We start from the raw sequence: 22,685 nt of genomic DNA on the forward strand, positions 1-22,685 counted from the left end.
AATTTATAAAATATTTTAGGGGTTCATTTTTAAAACGAACCTCAACTATGCCACGTTATCCAGAAAAAACAAGCGCAAAGCACTCTCTCGAAAAGGAATTCTTGCAGAGTGCGGTTTTTCCCCTTAAACTTCATAGCCTGTTATTTTTAATCCCTTTTTTGCTGTCTTCAACGTGAAAGTTGCATCTTTCTATGCCCCATACGCCTGCCACTGAGAAAAAAATTAAAATCCGCCCCCGTGATAAAGATGCGCTCTTGCAATCTCTTCGGGCTGGCGTTGTGCCCCGTATCGGCCAGCATCTCATTCAGGTTGGACGCAAACTCGAAGTTGAAACCCTCATTAAAGATGTCGAGCGCCTCTCCGATGGCGGATCCGCCTTTCGCTTGATTGTCGGGGAATATGGCGCAGGTAAAACCTTTTTCCTCAATCTTGTGCGCACCATTGCGCTCGAGCATAAGCTCGTTGTGGCCACAGCCGACCTTAACCCCGACAGACGTCTCCATGCGACAGGAGGGCAGGCACGCTCGCTTTTTGCCGAGCTGATGCGCAATCTTTCCACCCGTGCCCGCCCCGATGGCAATGCGATGGCTGGGATTGTCGAAAAATTTATTGCGACCTGCCGAAGCGAAGCCAAAGCCTCGGACGAAAAAGTGGAAACCATTCTTCAGCATAAACTTGAACAGCTCAGCGAGCTGGTGAACGGCTATGATTTCGCCGAAGTCATTGCCGCTTATTGCCGTGGCTTTGAAGAGGATAACCAAACGCTTAAAAATGATGCCCTGCGCTGGCTTAGAGGTGAGTTTTCCACCAAAACAGATGCGAGAAAAGCTTTAGGCGTACGTGCCATTGTTGAAGATGGCTCTTTTTACGATCAGCTTAAACTCATGGCGCTTTTTGTGCGGCTCGCAGGTTATAGCGGATTGCTGGTCTCTCTTGATGAGATGGTGAATCTGTTTAAGCTTTCCAATGCGCAAGCCAGACGCTCCAACTATGAGCAGCTTTTGCGGATTTTAAATGATTCTCTCCAAGGCACTGCTGTCGGGCTCGGCTTTATTTTGGGCGGAACGCCTGAATTTTTACTTGATCCACGGCGTGGCCTCTATTCTTATGAAGCCTTGCAAAGCCGTCTCAGCCAAAATAATTTCGCAACCGATGGACTGGTCGATTTTTCAGGCCCTGTGGTGCGTCTCTCGAGCTTAACCCCCGAAGATTTCTATCTCCTGCTTTCCAATATCCGCAACGTCCATGCCAGTGGCGATGAAAGTAAATATCTTATTCCAGATGAAGCCATCACCGCCTTTATGCAGCATTGCAATGATCGGATTGGCAACAGCTTTTTCAGAACCCCCCGCACAACCATCACGGCCTTTATCAATCTTCTCGCTGTGCTGGAACAAAATCCTGAAGCAAAATGGCAGGATTTACTCGGCGGTTTAGACATTCAGGCTGACCGTGAAGAGGCGATTTTAGGCGATAAAACGACCAAAACAGAAGAAGAGGACGAATTCGCCGACTTCACGCTCTAGCGTCCTTTCCTCTTGCAGTCTATTTTCTTGCATTTTTCGGCACGCTTGCTATCGTGCCGTTATTTTCCCATCTATCCCTTAACCGCTCCCCTTAGAGGAGGCCAAAATTGTTACAAGCCAACCCTGAGAACAAGCGGTTAACCAGCCAATTTTGGCGCATTCCACTCCTTTTGCTTCTCTGGGCTGTTTTGCTCCGCTATCCTGCCTTTGGCGATCCGCTGATTGGCGATGATCCTGACTGGTATCTCTATGTTGGCGGACAGATGCTTCATGGCTACTGGCCTTATGTCGATCTCTGGGACCGAAAACCCGTCGGACTGTTTGCCCTTTATGCCCCTTTTAACCTTTTTGGCGAATACCGTTTTTGGGCCTATCAAATCGGCGCTACGCTTTTCGCTTGGGCGACCTCCAGCCTGCTGTACCGATTAGGAACGAAATTCACCTCTGCCAAAGGCGCTTTTGCCGCAGCCCTGCTCTATTGTCCGCTCCTGAGTTTTTTTGGAGGCTATGGCGGACGGGAAGCTGTGTTTTACAATCTGCTGCTCCTGCTGGCCTTCGCCCTCTCCCTTTTCCGCTGGGACAAAATAAAAGACAGTGCCCCTGCGCTCTTTAATACAGGGGCGCAATCCATGATCTTGTTTGGGCTGGCGATTGAACTCAAACCCAGCGTCTTTTTAGAAGGGATTTATCTCGGCTGTGTCCTGTTATGGCTCACTTGGCAGCAAAGAAAATCTTTTTTACAGCTTTTAAGCCATGGGCTGGCTTGGATCAGCTTAGCCCTTTGTCCGACCCTGATTGTCATGGGGATTTATGCGCTTCACGGGGATTGGCATGAATGGGTTTTTGCCAATCTTGTCTCTATTTTCCACCAGACACGGCATGCCTCGCTTGCTCTGACCTTGTTTTGGAGCGGGCTTTTAGCGCTTTTAATCTTAGCGGCTGCGCTTTCTTTTTCAGGCCTTCAGTCACGTACTCAAAAAGAAAGCTTTTCACGCCAACAAACTGTCTTTTTCTATCTTCTTGGCTGGGCGATTGCTTCTGCCCTCATGATCACATGGATGACGGCCAAAGCTGGCACTTTGGTAACCTTTGCTCTGCCTTTTTCCCTTTGCTGTCTGTTTCTTTGGGAAAGCGGTAAAAAAGGGAAAATCTTCTTTGCCTGCCTCCTTTTTGCCGCCACGATTGCAGGGGAGGCAAGGCTTTATCTCTATCTCTCCTCCCCGGCAGAGATTGCCCATTACTGGGCCATGCAAAAAGAGATTTCCCAAAATCCAGCGCCAAACTGCCTTTTTGTCTATGGTGGCAATGAAATTCAGGATATAACGCCTGAAACGGCGGATTGCCACCTGACAAAATTCCTCTATTCTAACCATCTGGGACGACCAGAGGAACAAGGCGCACTCGGACTTGAAAATGAGAATGCAGAAGTGGAATGTATTTTAAACCAAAAGCCGACTTGGATTTTTGTGGGCTATCCCATTTTACAGCCCAAAAAGAACACACCAGCGAAACTGCTCGCCCAATACCAAACCGTACAAAAAGCCCTTGAACACGATTATCAGCTTGCCACGACAGAAAGTAAAAATACCAATGGCACAGGGCTGTACAAGCACCGCTAAAGACCCAACCGCAACATGACCGACGCCTCCCTTTCTGCAAAAATCTCTGCGAATCAAAATTGGCTTGTGCCTCTGACGTTGCTCTTTTGCGTTTTTGCCTCCCGCTTTCCCGTTTTAAATGACTTCATGGTGGGGACAGATGGGGCTTGGTTTATCTATGTTGGCGGACAAATCCTTCATGGCTACTGGCCCTATGTTGACCTTTGGGACCGCAAGCCTGTTGGCCTCTTCCTCCTTTATGCGCCCTTCAGCCTGCTGGGATCGTGGCAATTCTGGGGATGCCTTTTAGGAACAGATCTCTTTACCTTTTTAACAGGGATGCTCATTTATAAAATCGGCTGTAATTTTGCAACCGCCCTCGGCGGTTTCCTCTGCGCCCTGCTCTACCTCTTCCTTTCCAACTGTTTAACCGCCTTTACAGGCATTGAAGCGATTTTTTACAATCTCTTTGTCCTAAGCGCTTTTGCGCTTGTTCTCCTGCGCTTTGAAAAACTCCAGACAGATTCTTCCCTGCTCTTCAAAACAGGGCTGCAGGCCATGGCAATTTTTGGCTTTACCATTGAATTAAAGCCTACGGTCGCTTTTGAAGGGATTTATCTCGCCTGCTTCCTTCTCTCTCTTTGTTGGCTTCAAGAGAAATCCATTAAGAAACTGCTTTTAAACAGTGCGCTTTGGATTTTTCTCGCCCTCTTGCCGACCCTGATGATTGCAGGTATTTACGCTTTGCATGGCCATTGGCAGGCATGGTTCTATGCGAATCTCGTCTCTTTTTTCCAAAAACAGGGATTCAGCGCCCATGCGCCCCAATCCCTGCGCCTCTACCTGTTTATCTTCTTTTTCAGCGGTGGCTTGCTGCTTTCTCTCAAAGGATTAAAAGAGCGGAAAATCGCCCGAAATTATCTTTATTTCATCACAGGCTGGTTTCTTATTCCCCTCTTCATGGCCTCTGCGATTGGTGAATATGCGGCAGTGACACTCCCTATTTTATTGCCCTTTTGTCTTTCTTTTATTTTTCTCTTTCCGATTGGAAAAAAAGAAAAAGCTTTTTTTCTCTGCCTGCTCCTGCTCGCTTTTGGCGGCAGTATTATAAAAGTGGCGCAAATCTGGATGCCTTTAGATCAATATCTTTTATATAAAAAATCAGTCCAAACACTTCGCCAAGACCCTGACTGCCTTTTCATTTATGGCGGCGAGGAAATTCAAAATATCACAAAACAATCTGCCAACTGCCACCTGACACGCTATCCTTACCCCTCTCATCTCGGAGAGGCCAAGGAACAAAAGGCTCTGGGAATTTCAGACACGAATGCAGAACTCGCAGCCATTTTACAAAAGCGTCCAAAATGGATTTTTATTGGAATTCCCATTGTGAAAACAGACACAAATTTGCCAAAAAATCTTCTTTTACAACATAAATTTATTCAAAAAGAACTCACAATGCATTATCGTGTAGTCCAGACGACTGACACCTTATCTTCTGATGGCATTGGGCTGTACAGACGAATTGATTGAATAAACTTTATACAACCTTGCCATGAACCATCTCACCTTTGCTGAAAAACTTACTGCTAAAAGCCCGTGGCTCGTGCCGTTGTTGCTTTTGGCGTGGGCCATTTTACTGCGCTTTCCTAACTTTGGCAGCCCTATTGTCGATGCCGATCAAAACTGGTTTCTTTATGTCGGGGGGCAAATGCTTCACGGCTCTCTCCCTTATGTGGATCTTTGGGACCGAAAACCGATTGGACTTTTTCTCCTTTATGCCCCTTTTAATTTCTTTGGCGAATACCGCTTTTGGGCGATGGAGCTTGGGGCGACATTCTTTGCATGGGCAACTTCCTGCCTGATTTACCGCATTGCTGCGCCTTTAACGTCCCGTATCGCAGGCTTTCTGGCAGGACTGATTTACTTTCCTTTTCTAAATTCTTTCACAGGATATAGCGCAAGAGAAGCCGTTTTTTACAATCTCTTTGTGCTGGGCGCTTTTGCCCTTGTTCTGTTTCGTCTTGATAAACTCAAGGAAAATCCTGCTCTGCTCTTGAGAATAGGGATGGAGGCCATGTTGCTGTTTGGTCTTGCTCTCGATCTCAAAACCTCTGTTGTTTTTGAAGGGATTTATCTCGGCTGCGTCTTGCTTTTTTTCTGCTGGAAATCGCAGAAAAGCATCGTAAAACTCTTCGGATTTTGCACGCTTTGGGTCAGTTGCGCCCTGTTGCCAACCGTCCTTTCAGCCCTTTTTTATGTCTTTATCGGACATTGGAACGATTGGTATTTTGCCAATGTGATTTCTTTTTTCCAGCAAGGCCAGTCAAGACCGATTGAACCAATCCTCCGCTGGTGCATTGTGATGGCTTTCAGCTTAATCATTATCCTCCTTGCCAATCAGAATCTCAGAAAGACAAACGCTTCAAAAATTAAAAGAGAGTCTCTCCTCTTCATTGCCGGCTGGGCGTTTGCAGCGACCCTCATTATCGCCATTGTGGGAGCTTCTAAACGCTTCACCATTCCTTATTTCCCTATTCTGTGCTTGCTTTTTGCCTTTTTATGGGAGGTCGAGCGCATCGGGAAAATCATTGCAGGTTGCACCTTTATCATTATCTGCCTCATCGGCCTCTATACCTTCAACCTCCATATCACGTCCGCTGAAGATTTAAACCGCTATTACGCCCGAAAACTCCTCATGACAGAGCATCCCGGATGCCTTTTGGAATATGGCGAAGAGGAAATTCAAGATATTACCGAGACCACTGCCACTTGCCGCCTCACACGCTACCCTTATCCCAACCATCTTGGAGAGCCTCGGGAACAGGGGGCGCTTGGCCTGAAAAGCGAACTGGACGAAATCAAACATATTATCGCCCAGCAGCCCCGCTATATTTCCATCAGCTTCCCCATTTTGAAGCCCGAAGAAGGCACACCGCCAGCAATTTTAGAACAGTATGCTTATCTTACAAACGTGCTAAAAGCGCACTATCACCTCGCAAGAACAGAAAAATTCAACGCGGCAGGCAAAGGACTTTACGAACATAATTAAGATGGCAAGCGCAACAGACTCTCCCCTCAAAGCAAAAATAGCGCAAAATATCTCTTGGCTTATACCGCTCACTTTATTGATCTGGGCGGTTTTACTGCGTTTTATGGGATTTGGCGACCAGCTCCTCTCTGAACATGCCAACTGGTACATGTATGTTGGCGGACAAATTTTCGAGGGCTCTTTCCCTTATGTCGATATTTGGGACCGCAAACCCTTCCTTCAATTTTTCATTTGCGGATTTTTTGCCCTTTTCGGCCCGTACCGCTTTTGGGCCGCCTCTTTTGGCGCAACCTTATTCGCTTGGGGCACGTCCTACCTCCTCTATAAAATTGGTGAAAGCCTCTGCTCCCGCAAGGGAGGCTTTACAGCAGCGCTTTTCTACCTTCCACTGCTCAGCGCTTTAGGTGGCTATGGCGGACGGGAAGCAGTCCTTTACAATTTTTTTGTAACACTTGGCTTTGCTTTGTTCTTTCTGCGCTATGACCGCCTCAAAAAAGAGAATGGCCTGCGTCTGGTAACAGGCGCTCTTGCGATGGTCTCTCTTGGGATTGCGATTGAGGTCAAATCCAGCGCTGTTTTTGAAGGAATTTACCTCGGCTGTCTCTTCCTTGGCCTGTGCTGGGTTCAGACAAAATCCATCCGAAATCTTCTAGGCTCTGCGCTGCTCTGGATCTTTGCGGCTATTCTGCCGACCCTGCTCATTATCGCTGGCTATTTCCTCTCAGGTCATTGGGACGATTGGTACTTTGCCAATGTGGTCTCAATCTTCTTGCATAAAAGAAGCTCACCTGTGCCGCTTTTCCTGCTTTGGATGGGCATTCTCTCCCTCACGGCCATTGGACTGTTTCTTGAATTCGCAACGCTTCTCAGCAAAAAAGAAATCCGCAAGGACATGATTAGCCTCTGCCTTTTAAGCGGTTGGCTGGCAAGTGCTGCCTTTACCGTTACCTTAATGACGGCACGCCCGGGCTTTCTCATTGCCTTTGCGCCTCCTGTTGCGGCAAGCTTTATCTTCCTCACCCAAAGTGGACGCTTAGGGCGTTTCTACCTCTATCTTCTGATCATTGGCTTGAGCATTGTCGCCGAAGTCAGGCTTTATGTCTCCCTCACGCCAAAACCGCTCCTTAAACTTTATGAAAGCCACCGTGTGCTGATGGAAAAACATCCCGGCTGTCTGTTTGAATACGGCGATGATGAAATGCAGGATATTACGCAGGTCACTGCAAATTGCCATCTGACACGCTTTTCCTACCATGACCATCTCGGCAAAGCCGAGGAGCAAGGGGCATTTGGCATTGAAGATGAAAATCAGGAAGTCGCTAATATTTTAGCCCAAAAACCAAAATGGATTTCGATTGGCTATCCCATTCTAAAACCTGCGAAAGACACGCCTGAAAAAATCCTCCAGCAATATCAAATGATTGAGGCCGAACTTCAGGCACATTACCGCCTTGCGCCCACCGATAGCGAAAATTCGGAAGGGACTGGACTTTTTGAGCGTAAAGACGGCGAATAAAATAAAAAAAGGCGCTTCTAAAACTGGAAGCGCCTTTTTAAAACAATTTTCCCTTAGAAAGAGCCTAATCCTGTGAAAGCTCTTCCTCAATCTGACTGCCTGTCTGCTGTGTCATTCTTAAAACAGGCTCTAGCACATTGCCGACATAGACCGTGTTATTCTCCACCGCCCCAGCGCAAATATCGTTTTCACTATCGAGGGCAAATTCAACCATCTCATTTTTGGTTTTAAACCCTTCAAACTGCCAAACGGAGCGGACTTCCCCGTAACTGTTCTGTTTGCGGACGAGTTCAAATAACTCATAGCCAGAGATTTGCTCATTCTGATCGTTCACCCGAACCTCTTTATTTGCGAAAAAAAAGAGGGAATGATCAACAATTTGGTCATCCGTTGTGTCAATCTCGAAATGGCTTTCTTTCATATCGGCGGACGGCTGCATTTTTACTCCTTAAACTCCAAGCCCATTCTCTTTGGGAGGCTCTTTCCCATCATCGGCAAATATGTGTGATATAAGCGCTCCCCCCCACACCCTCAAGCCATTTCCTAAAATAAATTCAGTCTTTACAAGACTTCCCCAAAAAAAGGGATTTACTTTTTCTTTGGAAGTCGGGGGGTTAGCATGTATAATTTTTCGCCTCTGCCTATTTTAATTTTTCATTTAATTTTTCAGCTGTGAACAAAGAAAAATCCCTGCGCCTATGACCTCTTCTGCTTTTGAACTTTTAGACTCCCGCATTCAGCGTTTTTTATGGCAGGCGCAATGGGACGCCCTTCGCCCAGCGCAGGAAAACGCCATTCCTATCATTCTCAATCAAAAATCAGATGTGATTATCGCCGCCCCCACTGCCGCTGGTAAAACCGAGGCAGCGTTTCTCCCTGCCTTAACCGCCTATTTGCAAACACAGGCGGCAAATCCCTCTGCCCCCTGCCTGATTGTTTATCTTAGCCCGCTCAAAGCCCTGATTAACGATCAATTTGAACGGCTCGACCATCTTTGTGAAACGCTTAAAATTCCTGTAACGCCGTGGCATGGCGATATTCCAGCGACCAAGAAAAACCGCTTTCTCAAAAAGCCCGAGGGGATTTTGCTCATTACCCCTGAATCTTTGGAGGCTTTGCTCTGCCGTCGTGGCACAGAAGTGCATCGCCTCTTTAAAGGGACATTATTTTTCATTATTGACGAATTACATGCCTTTATTGGCAGTGAAAGAGGGAAACAACTTCAGTCTTTACTTTACAGGATTGAAATTGACCAGAAACGCTTTATCCGCCGGATTGGCCTTTCCGCAACGCTCGGAAATATGGAACTGGGCGCTTTTTTCCTCAGACCCTCGGCTGGAAAATCCGAAAAAATCCCCCCTGTTGAAATTGTCGATGTGGGCTCTGGAGAGTCCAAAATGAAAATCCTTGTCAAAGGCTATCTCGGCAGAGAACCGCTGACAGACGATGAAAAAATTATCCTCGGCGAGCTCGCCCGCCTCAAACTCTCCGAGGAAGCGCTTAAAAAAGAGAAAAAGCGCCTTGGCCTTTCTGATGACGATGTGGCCGATAAAAAAGAAAAAGCCTCCGCCGAATACAGCATTGCCAAAGACCTTTTTAAGCGCCTTCTTGGCGGAAACCACTTAATTTTTCCCAATACACGCCAAGACGTGGAAAGCTATACCCACCTCCTCAACGGCTTTTGCGAGGCACAGAAACTGCCCCAGCAATTCTGGCCACATCATGGCAGTCTCTCGCCTAAACTCCGCCTTGAGACCGAGTTCGCCCTCAAGCAAAAAGACCAGCCAGCCATTGGCATTTGCACCAGCACCCTTGAGCTTGGCATTGATATTAACCGTGTGAAATCCATTGCCCAGATTAATCCGCCCCCCTCGGTCGCCAATTTGCGCCAGCGTATGGGACGCTCGGGCCGTGGTCGGGGCGAGCATCCGATTTTACGGGGCTATGTGCTGGAAAAAAGATTAAACGAGAAGTCCACCCTCGAGGATCGCTTGCGCCTCAATACGCTCCAAATGTCGGCGAGCATCTCGCTCCTCCTCAAAAACTGGTGCGAACCGCCTTTGATTCAAGGGCTTCACCTCTCCACCCTCGTGCAGCAGCTTCTTTCCCTGATTGCGCAATATAATGGGATTCAGCCCGGCACGGCCTATAAGCTTCTTTGCGGTATGGAGGAAAGCCCCTTTAAACAGGTCAGCCCAGCGCAATTTAAGCAATTTTTAAGCCATCTCGGGAAAATTGACCTCCTCATGCAGGACCATTCGGGCACGTTATTGCATGGAGAAGTCGGCGATAAAATGGTCAATAATTTTGAGTTTTACGCCTCTTTTAAAAGCCAAGATGAATTCCGCCTTGTCGCCCATGGCAAGACGCTCGGGACGCTCCCTATTCGGGGGCTTATCAAACCTAAAACAACGATTTTATTTGCAGGGCAGGCTTGGATGGTGCAAAGCGTCTCCGAATCCGAAAAAACCATCTATCTTGTCGAAACAAAACGGGCGGCTGTTAAAATCCACGGCGAAGGTGGCAGGGTGCATCACCAAGTCCGCCAAGAAATGCGCCGTATTTGCGCTGGCAAAGGCAAGCTCCGCTTTCTCGATGCCGAGGCGCAGGATTTTATTTCCGAGGCACGGGCGACTTGGCAGGAATTAGGGCTGGAGCATACCAACCTGATTGATCATGGCGACCGTCTGCAAATTTTGACATGGGCTGGCGATAATGAAAATGAGGCGATGATGTGTTTTCTCAATCAGCATGAGATTTCCGCACGCAATAATGAACTCGGCCTCATGATTGATAAGGAAATGGACGATACGGACGAGATTTTAGTCAAGCTCCGCAAGGTCAAAGCAGACCCGAAAATCCCTCTGGAAACGCTGCTCAAAGATGCTCAGAACCTCCAGCGTGAAAAATGGGATTGGACGCTGCCCCAAGAATTGCTCTGGGAAAATTACGCCAGCGCCAACCTCAACCTCGAAACAGGCGCAAAATGGCTCAATAATTTTGTGAAGAAGGTTTAGGAGGGTGTTGAAGGGACTTCCCTTCTCTTGGCCTCCGCCACGAGTTCCTCCCACGGATGAGCGTCAATAAGTTCTTTTATCTTACTTTTTTGAAAAACTGTTGAATTTTGATTTAATCCTTTTAAATAAGAGTAAAGCATTTTGCCAAAGTTTAAGCTTAATCCCACAAACTCATGCTCATCATGCTGTAAAATTTCTTTGTTTTTTGTTACGAAAGATAAAAGAGATTTAGCTGTATACCTCGCAGGATCCCAAAAGTTATTTGTAATTAAAAGACACTCATTCACATCAAATAAAGCAAATACAATTGCCGCATCTTCTTGTTCCCATTCGTCACTTATAGGCTTTTTTTTATACATTCCAAGAGGATTTCTTGAAAGAAGTAACTCATTACCCATTTCCTTTAGTACCTGTTGTGCAGGCGTTAAAAGATATTTTGCGTAGCACTTTTTATAAATCTCTGACTGTTTAGATAATGCTTTTAAATATTCTCTAATAGTCTTTCGAAGAGCTTCTACGACACTTTCTTTCGCTATACTCTCTGTTACTGTGCGCTCTTCTAAAAAATTCACAATATAACCGAGTGTCTTAGTCTTTTTAAAAAGCTCTTTCCAAAATGAAAGCGATTGTTTAGCGATCTCTTCCAAAGCTGAAGGATTAATAGGCTTATCTTCCATAATCCAGCTTAAAGCTATCTGTTTTAATTCGTTATCGCTACTTCCTTGAAGAATATCTTTCAAATATGCATTGATGACAATCAAATTCACTGAATGATTTATTTTACTCTTTTCTAATGCATTTAATGCATCTAGTGTAGGTTGTGAAAGCGCTATTTCTCTTTGTCTATGTTTCGTGAAAGGAGATTGTATAAACTTATTCAAAGAATCGTTTGATAGTGCCTTTTTCCATGTATTTGCAAGACAAAATGCCTCTTTTTTAAAATCAAATTTTTCCAGTATCGGTAAAAGCTCTACAATATCACGATAAAGAACTTTATCAGCATTCGCTCTGATCTCATTGATTTGTCTTTTAATCTCTGCATCATTTGGAATATCCAAATCAAATTGTAATATATTAAGAAGTGTTCTTACTTTCTTCCCTACTGCTTGAACCTCTATATTCTCTTTTATTTCTTCTAATTTTTTTAAAATCTCTCTAGCATCAGATGGTAAGACACCATCCAAGACGTATGTAACAATAATCCCAATTGCATCGTAAGAACTTGTCGAAAAATCTGTATTTGTTTTTCAACTTCTTTTGTAACAAGCCCTGTCAAAATCTCAGCTTCGGATTTCTGTTCTTCTTCCAGATCGTTGGAAGCAACTCTTCCCGCCTCAACTTTAGATTTTAGTGGCTGCTTAGAACTCTCTAATGAATTTTCCCGTTTCCTTTCTTGAGCTTCGGCATCAACTTTTTCAGCCTCCGCTATTTTTTCAGGGTGAAAATATTTGATGTATCCTGTAACAACTATAAGGAAAACAAGGTCGTCCCATAATTCTGGACCTAATTGAATCTTTTTTTCTTTTTCTAAACGTTCTCTAAAACGACTAAAATCATTATAAAGTCGCAGAATCACTCGGATATTATTGATTTCTAAACTGACAACATAACAACGCAACCGATCTTTTCTATAATCCTCCCCTACAACTATCTCACCTAAGGCAAGTCGTACAGCATCTTCTGCACTTAGCTTTAAGCAAAAATGGCGATCCGATCCTTTTTCTAAAGCGACTTTCCAAGCGGCTGATTTTTCTAGCTTTAACTGCCCATCCTCATCACAAAAAAGATCATCATTTAAAATCAAAGCGACTTTACAATTATTATTATCCCGTAAATCAGCAGCTAGATGAAGAATATCTTGAGGATTTAACTTATTTGCTCTCTCAATATCATCAATACAAACAAGATTATTTCTTAGACGAAAATACCTTTGTCGCATTCTCCAAAAACTAAATAGGGCTCCAAAAATAGTAGAAACAAGAGGAAGGACAAAACTCTTACCAATTTCCAAAAGAATAGTTAATTTATCATTACAAAAATTTACATCCAAACCTGTAAAAGACGAAACCAGTAAATAAATAGCAAAAACAATTGCTATCAAAAGAGCTGAGGCCAAACATGCTGGAATAACAACATTGTCAAGAAATATTATACATGGTTTTAGAGCCTTTCCCGCAGCCCAACTTTTTACAGTCCCATCAATAATTTTACCTTCTAAATCTTTTATATTTTCACAATCATCAGCAGAAATATAAGCATACTGCCCACGTGCTAAAATGTTATCTCTTTTCTGCAAAGTAAAATAAAATCCTATCAAAGACAGTACCCAAACGACCAAAAATATCCAAAGAAAAGCAATATTATTACTTGAAAAAATGACCAAATAAGTGGGAAAAAAAATCCGCTAAAATAAAAGACACAAGAAACCAAAAACCAGCTATTACTGTGAATACATTATACCATGATACTTTTCTCTGAGCTTCTGCTACCACATCTTTCCAAAGCCGTGTCTTACCTGTCCCCCAGTTGCCTGTAAGGACAAAATTCTCTGATTTTTTCTCTGTTAGAAACGATTTTAGCTCTTTCTTAACTTCGTCTAAATTACTTACCTCTGAGTCAAACCGCTTCTTTTGAGGCTCTTCTCTTTTTGGCTTCTCTCTTCCTAACAGTTCATTCAAAAATTTTCTAAATGAACTATGAATTCTCTTTTCCCATTTCAGTTCTTTGCTGGGATTTTCTGCGATAAGCAGTTCACCGATCATTTTCAAAAGACGTAGGAAATTGCTCCAAGCTTTTTCAAAGCGAGATGCCTCCTTTTTTGCTTCTTCTAAATTACTTCCACTCTGTTCTGGTACGTTCATTGGGAACTCGTTTGGTTTTTAATCTTTTGGATGTTTTCTTTATAAAACGTTTTGGGAAGAAGGGCGCTATGAAAAAAAGCGTGACGGTTTTTCAAAAAGAGGGCTAAACTCAAACGAACAGTAACGCTTTCCAAAACGCTGAAATTTTTGCAAAAATAAAGCGAGATACGGCCATTTAGGAGAATACAGACGCAAGGATTTTTATGAAAAAACGCTTTCTTCTTCCGCTTTCCGCCCTTTTTCTTGCGCCCTTGCCCACCCTCTCAAACGCTGCGCCCGAGGGGGTTTATTCGCATCTTGGCTCAAAACCCTGTCATGTTTTTACCGCGGTTGCCTCGGCGAAAAGCAGTCCTAAAACCCGTACGATGGTGTTGCGTTTTCAGGCCTACGGCATGGGGATTTCCGACATGGCGGAAACAACGTGCCTCGGCGAAAAGCCCAAGGAGCAATGCGCTGGCGAGGAGCTTGATCCCCAGAAATTCCTGCTCTCTGTTTTTAATATTTGCCAATCAGAACCTAATAAGAAGTTTGGCGATGCGGCCATTTCCACTTGGGATTTGCTCAACAAAAAAAATATAGAAATGAATGCGTCCGCCAATGCCAGCGATCCCTCTGCCCCCTCAAAACCAGACACAAATAAAACCGAAATGATTTTATAAAATCGTCTTTTTTCAGGCGTCTTTTTGCTTGCCACCCTCTTGGAAGAGGCATAGGCTTCTTCCATAGAGTGCTAGACTCTACCCCGCCTCGTTGAAATCTCTTCCCTTTTAAGGAGAAATTTAGATGTCCCAAGGGTTAAGTAAAATTCCTGAAAAAATGCGTGCCGCCGTTTTGGTGGAAAAAGATGTGATTAAGCTTGAGGAGCGCCCCGTTCCCAAGCCAGACCCTGATCAGGTGCTGATTAAGGTCGCCTCTGTCACCGTCTGCGCCTCGGACGTGCATTATTACAAACATGGGCGGATTGGCGATTATATTGTCGATAAGCCCCTCATTCTCGGCCATGAAGTCTCTGGCGTCATTGTCGATGTCGGGTCGAAAATCCCCAAATCCCGTATCGGGGAAAGGGTTGCGATTGAGCCGCAGCGTCCCTGCCGTGTGTGCGATCAATGCAGTGCCGGCCGTTATAATCTCTGTCCCGAAATGGAATTTTACGCCACACCGCCAATCGATGGGGCGTTTTGCGATTATGTGCTGATTCAATCGCCTTTTGCCTATAAATTGCCTGATGAAATCTCCTTTGATGAGGGAGCGCTGATTGAACCGCTTTCTGTGGGGATTTGGGCCTGTGAAAAAGGCGGTGTCACGCTTGGCTCTCGTGTATTGATTACAGGGGCTGGCCCGATTGGGATTTTAACCGCCTTTGCAGCCAAGGGCTTTGGCGCTTCGGAAATTATCGTCTCTGATCCCCAGCCAGAACGCCGTGCGCAGATTATGAAGCTCGGCGCAGCCACCAGTGTCATTGACCCAGCCAAAGAAAAGCTGGACGGGCTGGAGGTCGATGCCTTTATCGAATGTTCTGGCGCTGTGATGGCAATCCGTTCAGGGATTAAAGCCGTCCGCCGTGCCGGTGCGATTGTGCTGGTCGGTATGGGGGCGGACGAAGTGCCCCTCCCCCTCCCTGTCATTCAGGATCGGGAGCTGATTTTAACGGGGGTTTTCCGCTATGCCAGAACGTGGCCGATGGCGATTGATATGATTAAAAGCAAGCGGATTGATTTATCCAAAATCGTCACCTCGCATTTTAATTTAGATCAAACCAAAGAGGCCTTAGACAAGGCGCAAGACCCGACCTCTATCAAGGTTGCCGTCACCCCGAAATAAGCCCTCTTATTTCAGAGAAAATCGCAAGAAAAGGAAAGAAAGCCCTGCGTAAACAGGGTTTTCTTTTATTTCTAAGAGAGAAGGCTAAAAATCCTTTAAGCTTCTTCTCAAAGCACCTAAGGTAAAGAAAATCTTCCCCGCTTTGTTAGGGTTTTTATGAAAAAATTATGGCTTTTGCCACTTTCCGCCCTGTTTGTTATGGCGTTTCCGCAAACAGGCTCTGCCGAATCTAACGGCCTTTAGTCGACCATTGGCGCAGCGAAATGCAGCGATGTGAATAACGGTGTTGCCGCCGTGGAAAAACATCTGAAAAGTGCGCCTGAAAGCGCCTTCAAACTTCATTTTTTCCAAGCCTATGGGCTCGGGATTGCGGATGTGAGAGAAAGCGCCTGCCGTTCAACAAAACCGAAAGAAGAATGCGCAGGCGATGAGCTGACGCCGAATAATTTTCTGGCCGTTGTGCTTCTGGCCTGTAAAACCTACCCCGACAAAGTCTTTGGAGATCAAGCCAATTTAGCTTGGGAATTTCTGCAAAAGACCAATATCGACAATGTTGCCAAAAAAGCCAAAAAGAAATAAGGATTGCCTGATTTTATGAAAAAACGATTTCTTTTGCCGCTTTCTGCGCTTCTTTTCATGGCCTCGCCTTCTTTTGCCCAACTAACGAATGGTCAGGGCGTTTACACCGCAACAGGGGCAACCAAATGTGCTGATTTTCTTGATTTTGCAGCAAAAGCCGCAAACAACAAAGAAGATTCAGAGGACAACAATAAGCTCTATACCACGAACGCTTATAGCATCGGCATGAGCGATATGATTGAAAAGTCCTGCCGAAAAACAGAGCCCAAAGAAAAATGCGCAGGTGACCTCTTAACGCCTGACCATATGCTCGAATCCGCCGCCATCATCTGCAAAAAAGAACCCGATAAGCAATTCGGCGATGCGATTGTCGCCGCTTGGATCTTCCTCAAAAACACTAATATCAAAGCCAACGAAAATAAGAAATAAAAGGGAAGACTAGGAAAGCATATCTTTATAAGGCCGTCTCAAACGGCCTTTAGAGAATTTTCTTTTACCCAGCCCAAAATCCTGATTTTAAACTTGTTTATTTGTCTTTTTTTAAACGGATAACTGCTGCCCGAAGCGCCTTTTTTCCATCTGGGAAATTTAAAAGATAGGCTTGATCATCAATGTTCGCACAACAGCATTGCTCAAGCGGCCGATCCTCTTCATTTGCTGTCATTTTAAATTCTTGGTGTTCCTTGAGAGAGATTAAACCGTCAATCGTTAGAGGCGTCAATTTCTCCCATAACGCTTTCTCCGAAACTGTTTCCTCCCACGCAACGGCAACCACAAGCTCGTGCCAACGCTTTAAGGCCTCACAACTCCGCTTGGCAATCGTGAAAAGCTCAATATGTTTTTCAACAAGTGTATCTTCTAAAACTTCAAACAACGCTCCGTAAGCTGCCTTATCTTCTTTTTCAAACGCTAAATAAGCCACTTCTTTGGAGGGTAACTGAAAAACATAAGGCGAACCAAATGCTATTTTTAAGGCAGACAGAAAGGCTTTTACATCTTTATCAGCTGTGTCTTCAAAGCTTAAAAGAACCTTACAATTTTCTTGTGTTAGTCGTTTTATAAAATCAACAAAAACCCCTACGTCTAAACCCTTTAAAAGCTCTGCATGATGAATATGAATAAGCGTGTTTTTAATAGAAGAAGCACGAAAACAATCGAAAACAGATGCAAAAATAACAGATGGGATCGAAAATATTTTAAGAAAATCTTTCAAGAAAGGAAATATAGAGAAAAATCTAACAAGCACATAAATTGGTAATAAAATGCAAGCCGTCCACAAAGTAGGGAGGGTTATATTGATCCACAATTTTCCAATAGGCGTTATTTTTTTTCCAGCATTCCAAACATTTACCGCCACATCAGAAATTTTCTTTTCTAAATTCTCTATATCCACCGAAGTATGTAAAGAAACTGAGGAATATTTAAAAAAGGGTAGTTCCTTATCTCTTTTCTTTAAGAAAATGGAAAAAAGAAGCAAAAGTACACAATCGATAAAAAATATGATGCAGAAAAATATATCTAAACAACAAGACTCTAAATTACTCATTATAAAAAAATGAGAAACAAAGTCAGGACCAAAAAGAATAAAAGAAAACCCTGCGACAAAAAACCAAAATACAACCAATACGGGTTTCTGCCAAAAAGCTACTCTTTTCTGAAATTTAGAAATGACCTGCTCACAGGCTGTATTTTTTCCAGCCCCTCTTTTCCCTTCGACAATAAAAACTTGTGGCGACTTTTTGCTTGTCAGGAAATCCTCTAACACCTTCAAAAAGCTATCCCGACAAGGGGTTTTACTTCTTTTCTCTGGGTCTTCCTTAGTCATTTTGTGCCTTATCCTTTAAACTATTTTAGTTTTTAGATTAGGTGTTTATTAAAACGCTCTTTCCTTTTCTTTTGAAAGAGATTTTAAGCAAAAATAGCGCTGATTTTATGAAGTCTTGAGGGGAACTAAGACATCGAAAAAGTCTGTTTAAAAGTCTACTGAAACAATATCATTTTGATTCAATAAATTTCTAAAAATTTTAGATATTTCTGTAATCTCTGAATCAAATTTACTTGATGTGGAAGACATAGGAAGTTTAGCAAGTTCTGTTTCTAATTTTTCATCCAAAGGAACGTCCAGCTTTAAATTCTTTCCAGCCAACTTAAAATCCTTTCTAGAAACATTTTTGCCACTTTGCCTCTTTTCCTTAAGATAAAGTTCTCTAAATTCTTCTTGCCATTCCTCCATCTTTAAACGGCCCGCAATATATAAAACAAAATGAGCATCTTTTATGCCGATAGATGCAAGTTTTTTATTTTCCAACAAACCAGCGAAGATTTTTTTAAGATCGTCTTGTGGTTTAAATTTTGTTTTGAAAATTGAACGAATTTCAGAAATTCTCTCAGCAATTGCTTTTACACTCAAATAATTTGCAAAATAGCGAAGAGCTTGTCTCTCTAAAATAGATCCTAAAAGATACCCTCTTTTAACATTTAAAAAACAACACATCACATATTGATTGGTTTCTTCTTTATCTGCTTCCTCACTACCTATCTCTTTTTGAAAATGATAAAAAATTTTTGAAAAAGCGACTGTCGGCAAAATAACCTCTCGCCATAAATCCGTTTCTAAAATATTTTTTTCCTTAGCCACGTTGCTTAATAATTTATCATTATTCCAACGTTTTAGAGCTGTATGAATGTGCCGAATAATCCGAACATTATTGATACGATCACTAATAACCACAGGGCGTAAGGCTTCAATAAGTGGATTGCTTTCGAGTGGCTTTCCTTCCTTATCTGTAAAGGCTAAAGAAACGGCCTCTTCTGGATTTAATTCCAAAACAAGATGCGCATCCGTCCCTTTTTCTAAAGATTGTCTCCAAGCTTTCGCTTTTTCCTCATCTTCACCACCTGTTTCATTACAGAAATGATCCTCATTTAAAATCAGAACCACTTTACAATTTTTATTATCTCGTAAGTCTGCCGCAAAATGCAGAATATCTTAAGGATCAAGATTTTTGGCACGTTCAACATCATCAATACAAATAATTGCATTTTCTAAAGCAAACTGAGACAGCAAACGTAAACCTTTTCCTCACATACCAAGTATCGTTGCAAATACGCCTCCTTTTTGCTCTGTTCCACCTTCAACAAAAGAACCTATCGCTTCTGCAAAGCTCTTAACTGTATCTAATTTCCCTGCTAATTTGCTCTCTTTCGTGGAAGCTAGAATTTTTCCTTTTAAATCTTCTATCGATTCACAATCTGCTGCGGAAACATAGCTATAACGTTCTCTTGCCCACGCCCTACCATCTTTTTCTGGGCTCACACTTGAGGCCTCTCGCACATGATAAACAGCCCTTTTCCATGCTTGACTTTTCCCCGTTCCCCAATCACCTGTGAGCGCCAAATTTTTGGATTCTTCATCTGTCAAAAAATCCTGCAATCTTGCTGTAATAATCTCTAGATTTCCCTGATTTTCTTTCTTCTCATTTTCTGGCTTCATTTTGCATCTTATCCTTTAAATGATTTTAGTTTTTAATTTAGGTCATTTATTAAAACGCTCTTTCCCTTTATTTTGAAAGAGATTTTAACCAAAGAGGGGCAAAAATGGCGCTGGTTTCATTGGATGTTTGGGGGATTGAAGGCATGGGGGAAGTCTGTTTTGACTTTCAAAAAACCCCTCTAAAATCTGCCGAAAAAACATTAAGAATTTTGCACAAAATCGCCTCGAGTGAGAAAGAAATCCATGCACTTTTCCGCACCTGTTCTGAAACATCCTGCCATGAAGATAAAAAGGAAGATTGTGCCTGTTGTGATGAATCACAATCCGAATTTATGACAGTCAAGATTAAAGTATCTCTAAGTAATGAGCTTTATGATTATTACCTTAATCTTTTCCTACCTAATGAAATGGTTTTTGAGGAAATTTTGATGAGGGGCACAGAAACGCTTTTCCGCAAAGCAGGCAATGAAGTGTTTTACCCTGCCTTTCCCGAAAAAGAAGCCCTTTTTGAACGGAATGACTCTTTGCACCTTCCGGTCTCACCAGAAGCCGAAATCATAAATTTTCGAGAGAATTTAACGAAAGACTTGGCAAAAGGCCTCAAAATCGCCTAGTTTCATCTTTCATTCATGTTGAAAGGTTCACGACCCCAAGAGTTTCTGAGTACCGCTTAATTTGCTCTTTTTTGAAAGGATTCACGCTTGCTTTTCTATCCTTTAACACAAATTAAGCGTTTAGCCGTTACCGAAGAAATGATCCTCGGATTTGCGGTGCTTTTAGGCATTATTCTGGCCTCCTCCCCCTGGAGTCAGGATTTTTCCCATTTTTTAACCTATCAGCCCGTCTCCTTTTTTCCTCTCACGGTCAGGTCTTGGCTCAATGAAGGGCTCTTAGCCTTCTTTTTCGCTGTTTTAGGGGTGGAATTACGTGCGGATTTCGAGGTCGGGCCTCTCCGAGACTGGCGCAAAGCCCTCTATCCCCTCACAGCCGCCATTGGCGCACTTCTCCTGCCTGCCTTGATTACGGTTCTCTGCGTTTTCTTTGCGCCTAACGCTGACTCTGGCCTGCATGGCTGGGCCATTCCTGTTGCCAGTGCGCCTGTTCTCACCCTGCCGCTTTTGGCAATGATCAATTATATCCCGACCAGCGTGAAAAGCTTTGTCCGTGCGGTGCTGGTCTTTGACGATCTTTTTGCGGTGACAATCCTCATCTGTTTTTACGGCAGCACACCGAATTTCCTTTGGCTGGGCGGTGCAGGGCTTCTCGCCTTTGCCATGTATTTGATTGGCCATTATGCCAGGCAAAAACCAGCCATTAAACGCCATATTCTCGGCATTATGATGCCGATTACCCTAATGCTCTGGATTGCCTTATGTAAGGCAGGAACGCCAGCCTCTATGGCAGGATTGATTGTCGGGCTCACTATGCCCCACCGTTCTGGCCATACGATGATGCGGACCTTTTCCAATCCCGTGGCGTGGCTAATTTTACCGCTTTTTGCGGTGTGCAATACCAGCATTGATGTGCGGGTAATTACCCCTGCTTTTTTTGAGACTTCTGCCTTTTTAGGGCCGCTTTTGGGCTTTCTGATTGGTAAACCGCTTGGGATTTTTGGCGGTATTTTTATTTGTGAAAAAGCAGGCCTTAAAACCCCGTGGAAAGACGGCTACTGCCATTGGCTGATTGGGGCTGTGATGAGCTGTGCGATTGGCTTTACGGTCTCTTTGCTTTTGACCCAGCTGGCTTACGGCGAAAAACTCTACCAAATGCAGGCACAAACAGGTATTGCTGTTGCATCTATCATTGCCACAGCCCTAACGCTCTATTTTCTCAAACGTTCTGATAAATGGGTTGAAAAGCGCAAAGCCGCCAAATATATCCCCATTGCCAAGCACGGCAAACACTGAACCGTCCCTCTAAAAGCTCAAAGACAAGAGAAGGGAAAAAAGTTTATAAACCAGATTTTGCGATTTGTGGAAAGCAAGCAACTTTGTCTTTCATACGTGGAAGACAAACTCTGTTGTAAACCACATTTCAGCTTTTGTGGTTTACAACTTCTCTGAAGATGCCAAGGCAAGCAGCGCATCAAAACGATAAATGCCAGAACGTCTGCCAGCAGGGGGCTTAATTTCAGAAAGAATCCCTGCCTCCAGCAATTTTGTACGAAACCGATTAGACGTGGAAATTCCAAATTTACCAGCAGCCTGCTTTCCTTGAAAAATTGGACGGGTAAAAAGAAAATCGAGCATTTCTGTCCCTTGTGCAGAATTTAGCACCTGCCGAAATTTCAGCTTATAACTTTCGTAAAGCGCTGCCATTTCTTCGGCCTTTTTCAAATTATGTCGTGCCTGAACCGCCATTCCATTGAGGAAAAAAGAGAGCCATTTCTCCCACGCCCCCTCACGTGAGACCGCCCGCATTCTTTCTAAATATTCCTCTTTATGTTGCTCAAAATAAGCCGAAATATAAAAATGAGGTTGCGTAATGATTTTCTCTTTCCATAAAAGAAGCGGGATTAACATCCGTCCAACCCTGCCATTGCCATCCTTAAACGGGTGGAGCGCTTCAAACTCCAAATGCGCCACCGTAATTTTAACCAATGCTAAAAGGTCAGGTTGGTTAAGATAATCAAACAAACGATCCATTGCAGGCGGTAATTGTTCCGGTGAAATGGGAATAAAAGAAATTTTACGCCCTAGTCGCTCCCCAATATAATTTTGTTCTGTCTTAAATTGGCCAGGTGTTTTTTCGTGCCCCCTGCCGAAACGTAAAAGATTGGCATGAATTTCTCGAACAGTATAAGGTGAAAGAGGTACATTCTCCCTAAGTTTTTCCTGCGCTCTACGCAAAGACTGGGCGTAAAGTGCCACTTCTAAAACATCATTGCGCGCATGAGATAAATCTGGCTGATCCTCATCTTCCTGCTCCGCCTCATAACGAACCAGCTCTTCCAGTGTCGCAATTGTTCCCTCAATTCTCGAAGAGACAACGGCCTCTTGACTACGCAACGGTGCAAGCAAAATTTCACTATTCGGAAGATTTTTTAAAGCCTGATCATAACGGGCAACGGCCTCTGTCGCCTCAAGAAGCGATTGATAAAACAATTCCAGCTTTAACGAAGGCGGTGGAAAACCATCATAATGATAGGAAACAGCGTCTGAGGTATCAAAAGAACTTAAAACCATTTTGTAAACCAGATTTTGCGATTTGTGGAAAGCAAGC

Annotated in this window: 20 protein-coding genes; 12 read left to right on the forward strand and 8 right to left on the reverse strand. The window is 43.8% G+C overall.

What is annotated here, in order from left to right:
• Positions 1 to 191 precede the first annotated feature (191 nt).
• From FAI40_03750 to FAI40_03770, 5 genes are all read left to right on the forward strand, one after another.
• Positions 192 to 1,526 carry an ATP-binding protein gene (locus FAI40_03750; GenBank protein ID QCE34526.1) on the forward strand — a complete coding sequence of 445 codons (1,335 nt, stop codon included), beginning with the start codon at positions 192 to 194 and terminating at the stop codon, positions 1,524 to 1,526.
• 107 nt (positions 1,527 to 1,633) lie between these two features.
• Complete coding sequence (locus tag FAI40_03755; protein QCE34527.1) at positions 1,634 to 3,145, forward strand: hypothetical protein; 1,512 nt, start codon at positions 1,634 to 1,636, stop codon at positions 3,143 to 3,145.
• Between the two features lie 15 nt (positions 3,146 to 3,160).
• Positions 3,161 to 4,657 carry a hypothetical protein gene (locus FAI40_03760; protein QCE34528.1) on the forward strand — a complete coding sequence of 499 codons (1,497 nt, stop codon included), beginning with the start codon at positions 3,161 to 3,163 and terminating at the stop codon, positions 4,655 to 4,657.
• Between the two features lie 22 nt (positions 4,658 to 4,679).
• The gene (locus FAI40_03765) at positions 4,680 to 6,176 is read left to right on the forward strand and encodes a hypothetical protein (protein QCE34529.1); all 1,497 of its coding nucleotides are present in this window, start codon (positions 4,680 to 4,682) and stop codon (positions 6,174 to 6,176) included.
• A 1-nt stretch (position 6,177) separates the two neighbouring features.
• A complete protein-coding gene (locus FAI40_03770; protein ID QCE34530.1) occupies positions 6,178 to 7,692 on the forward strand; it encodes a hypothetical protein in 1,515 nt (504 codons plus the stop codon).
• Between the two features lie 64 nt (positions 7,693 to 7,756).
• Here FAI40_03770 and FAI40_03775 read toward each other — a convergent pair whose 3' ends face one another.
• The gene (locus FAI40_03775; protein ID QCE34531.1) at positions 7,757 to 8,131 is read right to left on the reverse strand and encodes a hypothetical protein; all 375 of its coding nucleotides are present in this window, start codon (positions 8,129 to 8,131) and stop codon (positions 7,757 to 7,759) included.
• 259 nt (positions 8,132 to 8,390) lie between these two features.
• Here FAI40_03775 and FAI40_03780 point away from each other — a divergent pair, with 259 nt between their 5' ends.
• Positions 8,391 to 10,709, forward strand: coding sequence for a DEAD/DEAH box helicase (locus FAI40_03780; protein QCE34532.1), 2,319 nt, complete (start codon positions 8,391 to 8,393; stop codon positions 10,707 to 10,709).
• On the opposite strand, the gene FAI40_03785 is transcribed toward FAI40_03780, so the two are convergent.
• Genes FAI40_03785 through FAI40_03795 form a run of 3 tightly spaced genes read right to left on the reverse strand, consistent with a single transcriptional unit; the run spans position 10,706 to position 13,570 of the window.
• The gene (locus FAI40_03785; protein ID QCE34533.1) at positions 10,706 to 11,893 is read right to left on the reverse strand and encodes a hypothetical protein; all 1,188 of its coding nucleotides are present in this window, start codon (positions 11,891 to 11,893) and stop codon (positions 10,706 to 10,708) included. The genes FAI40_03780 and FAI40_03785 overlap by 4 nt on opposite strands.
• The gene (locus FAI40_03790; GenBank protein QCE34534.1) at positions 11,854 to 13,047 is read right to left on the reverse strand and encodes an MFS transporter; all 1,194 of its coding nucleotides are present in this window, start codon (positions 13,045 to 13,047) and stop codon (positions 11,854 to 11,856) included. The genes FAI40_03785 and FAI40_03790 overlap by 40 nt, the downstream gene beginning before the upstream one ends.
• Positions 13,048 to 13,072: 25 nt before the next feature.
• A complete protein-coding gene (locus FAI40_03795; protein ID QCE34535.1) occupies positions 13,073 to 13,570 on the reverse strand; it encodes a hypothetical protein in 498 nt (165 codons plus the stop codon).
• A 203-nt stretch (positions 13,571 to 13,773) separates the two neighbouring features.
• On the opposite strand from FAI40_03795, the gene FAI40_03800 reads away from it, so the two are divergent.
• The 4 genes from FAI40_03800 to FAI40_03815 all read left to right on the forward strand — a co-directional run bounded on the left by FAI40_03800 (position 13,774) and on the right by FAI40_03815 (position 16,399).
• On the forward strand, positions 13,774 to 14,229 hold the full coding sequence (locus FAI40_03800; GenBank protein QCE34536.1) for a hypothetical protein: 456 nt from the start codon (positions 13,774 to 13,776) through the stop codon (positions 14,227 to 14,229).
• 157 nt (positions 14,230 to 14,386) lie between these two features.
• Entirely contained in the window at positions 14,387 to 15,391 is a 1,005-nt protein-coding gene (locus tag FAI40_03805) for an NAD(P)-dependent alcohol dehydrogenase (GenBank protein QCE35738.1), read from the forward strand.
• A 273-nt stretch (positions 15,392 to 15,664) separates the two neighbouring features.
• Entirely contained in the window at positions 15,665 to 15,970 is a 306-nt protein-coding gene (locus FAI40_03810; GenBank protein ID QCE34537.1) for a hypothetical protein, read from the forward strand.
• Between the two features lie 15 nt (positions 15,971 to 15,985).
• On the forward strand, positions 15,986 to 16,399 hold the full coding sequence (locus FAI40_03815; GenBank protein QCE34538.1) for a hypothetical protein: 414 nt from the start codon (positions 15,986 to 15,988) through the stop codon (positions 16,397 to 16,399).
• A 97-nt stretch (positions 16,400 to 16,496) separates the two neighbouring features.
• Here FAI40_03815 and FAI40_03820 read toward each other — a convergent pair whose 3' ends face one another.
• From FAI40_03820 to FAI40_03830, 3 genes are all read right to left on the reverse strand, one after another.
• Complete coding sequence (locus tag FAI40_03820) at positions 16,497 to 17,327, reverse strand: hypothetical protein (GenBank protein ID QCE34539.1); 831 nt, start codon at positions 17,325 to 17,327, stop codon at positions 16,497 to 16,499.
• Between the two features lie 615 nt (positions 17,328 to 17,942).
• Positions 17,943 to 18,797, reverse strand: coding sequence for a hypothetical protein (locus tag FAI40_03825; GenBank protein ID QCE34540.1), 855 nt, complete (start codon positions 18,795 to 18,797; stop codon positions 17,943 to 17,945).
• 255 nt (positions 18,798 to 19,052) lie between these two features.
• A complete protein-coding gene (locus tag FAI40_03830) occupies positions 19,053 to 19,463 on the reverse strand; it encodes a hypothetical protein (GenBank protein ID QCE34541.1) in 411 nt (136 codons plus the stop codon).
• A gap of 104 nt (positions 19,464 to 19,567) precedes the next feature.
• Here FAI40_03830 and FAI40_03835 point away from each other — a divergent pair, with 104 nt between their 5' ends.
• Both FAI40_03835 and FAI40_03840 read left to right on the forward strand, forming a co-directional pair.
• Positions 19,568 to 20,077, forward strand: coding sequence for a hypothetical protein (locus FAI40_03835; GenBank protein QCE34542.1), 510 nt, complete (start codon positions 19,568 to 19,570; stop codon positions 20,075 to 20,077).
• An 87-nt stretch (positions 20,078 to 20,164) separates the two neighbouring features.
• On the forward strand, positions 20,165 to 21,370 hold the full coding sequence (locus FAI40_03840; protein ID QCE34543.1) for a Na+/H+ antiporter NhaA: 1,206 nt from the start codon (positions 20,165 to 20,167) through the stop codon (positions 21,368 to 21,370).
• 141 nt (positions 21,371 to 21,511) lie between these two features.
• Here FAI40_03840 and FAI40_03845 read toward each other — a convergent pair whose 3' ends face one another.
• The gene (locus FAI40_03845) at positions 21,512 to 22,648 is read right to left on the reverse strand and encodes a Fic family protein (protein ID QCE34544.1); all 1,137 of its coding nucleotides are present in this window, start codon (positions 22,646 to 22,648) and stop codon (positions 21,512 to 21,514) included.
• Positions 22,649 to 22,685 lie beyond the last annotated feature (37 nt).

The organism is Acetobacteraceae bacterium (assembly GCA_004843345.1).
Lineage (GTDB): Bacteria > Pseudomonadota > Alphaproteobacteria > Acetobacterales > Acetobacteraceae.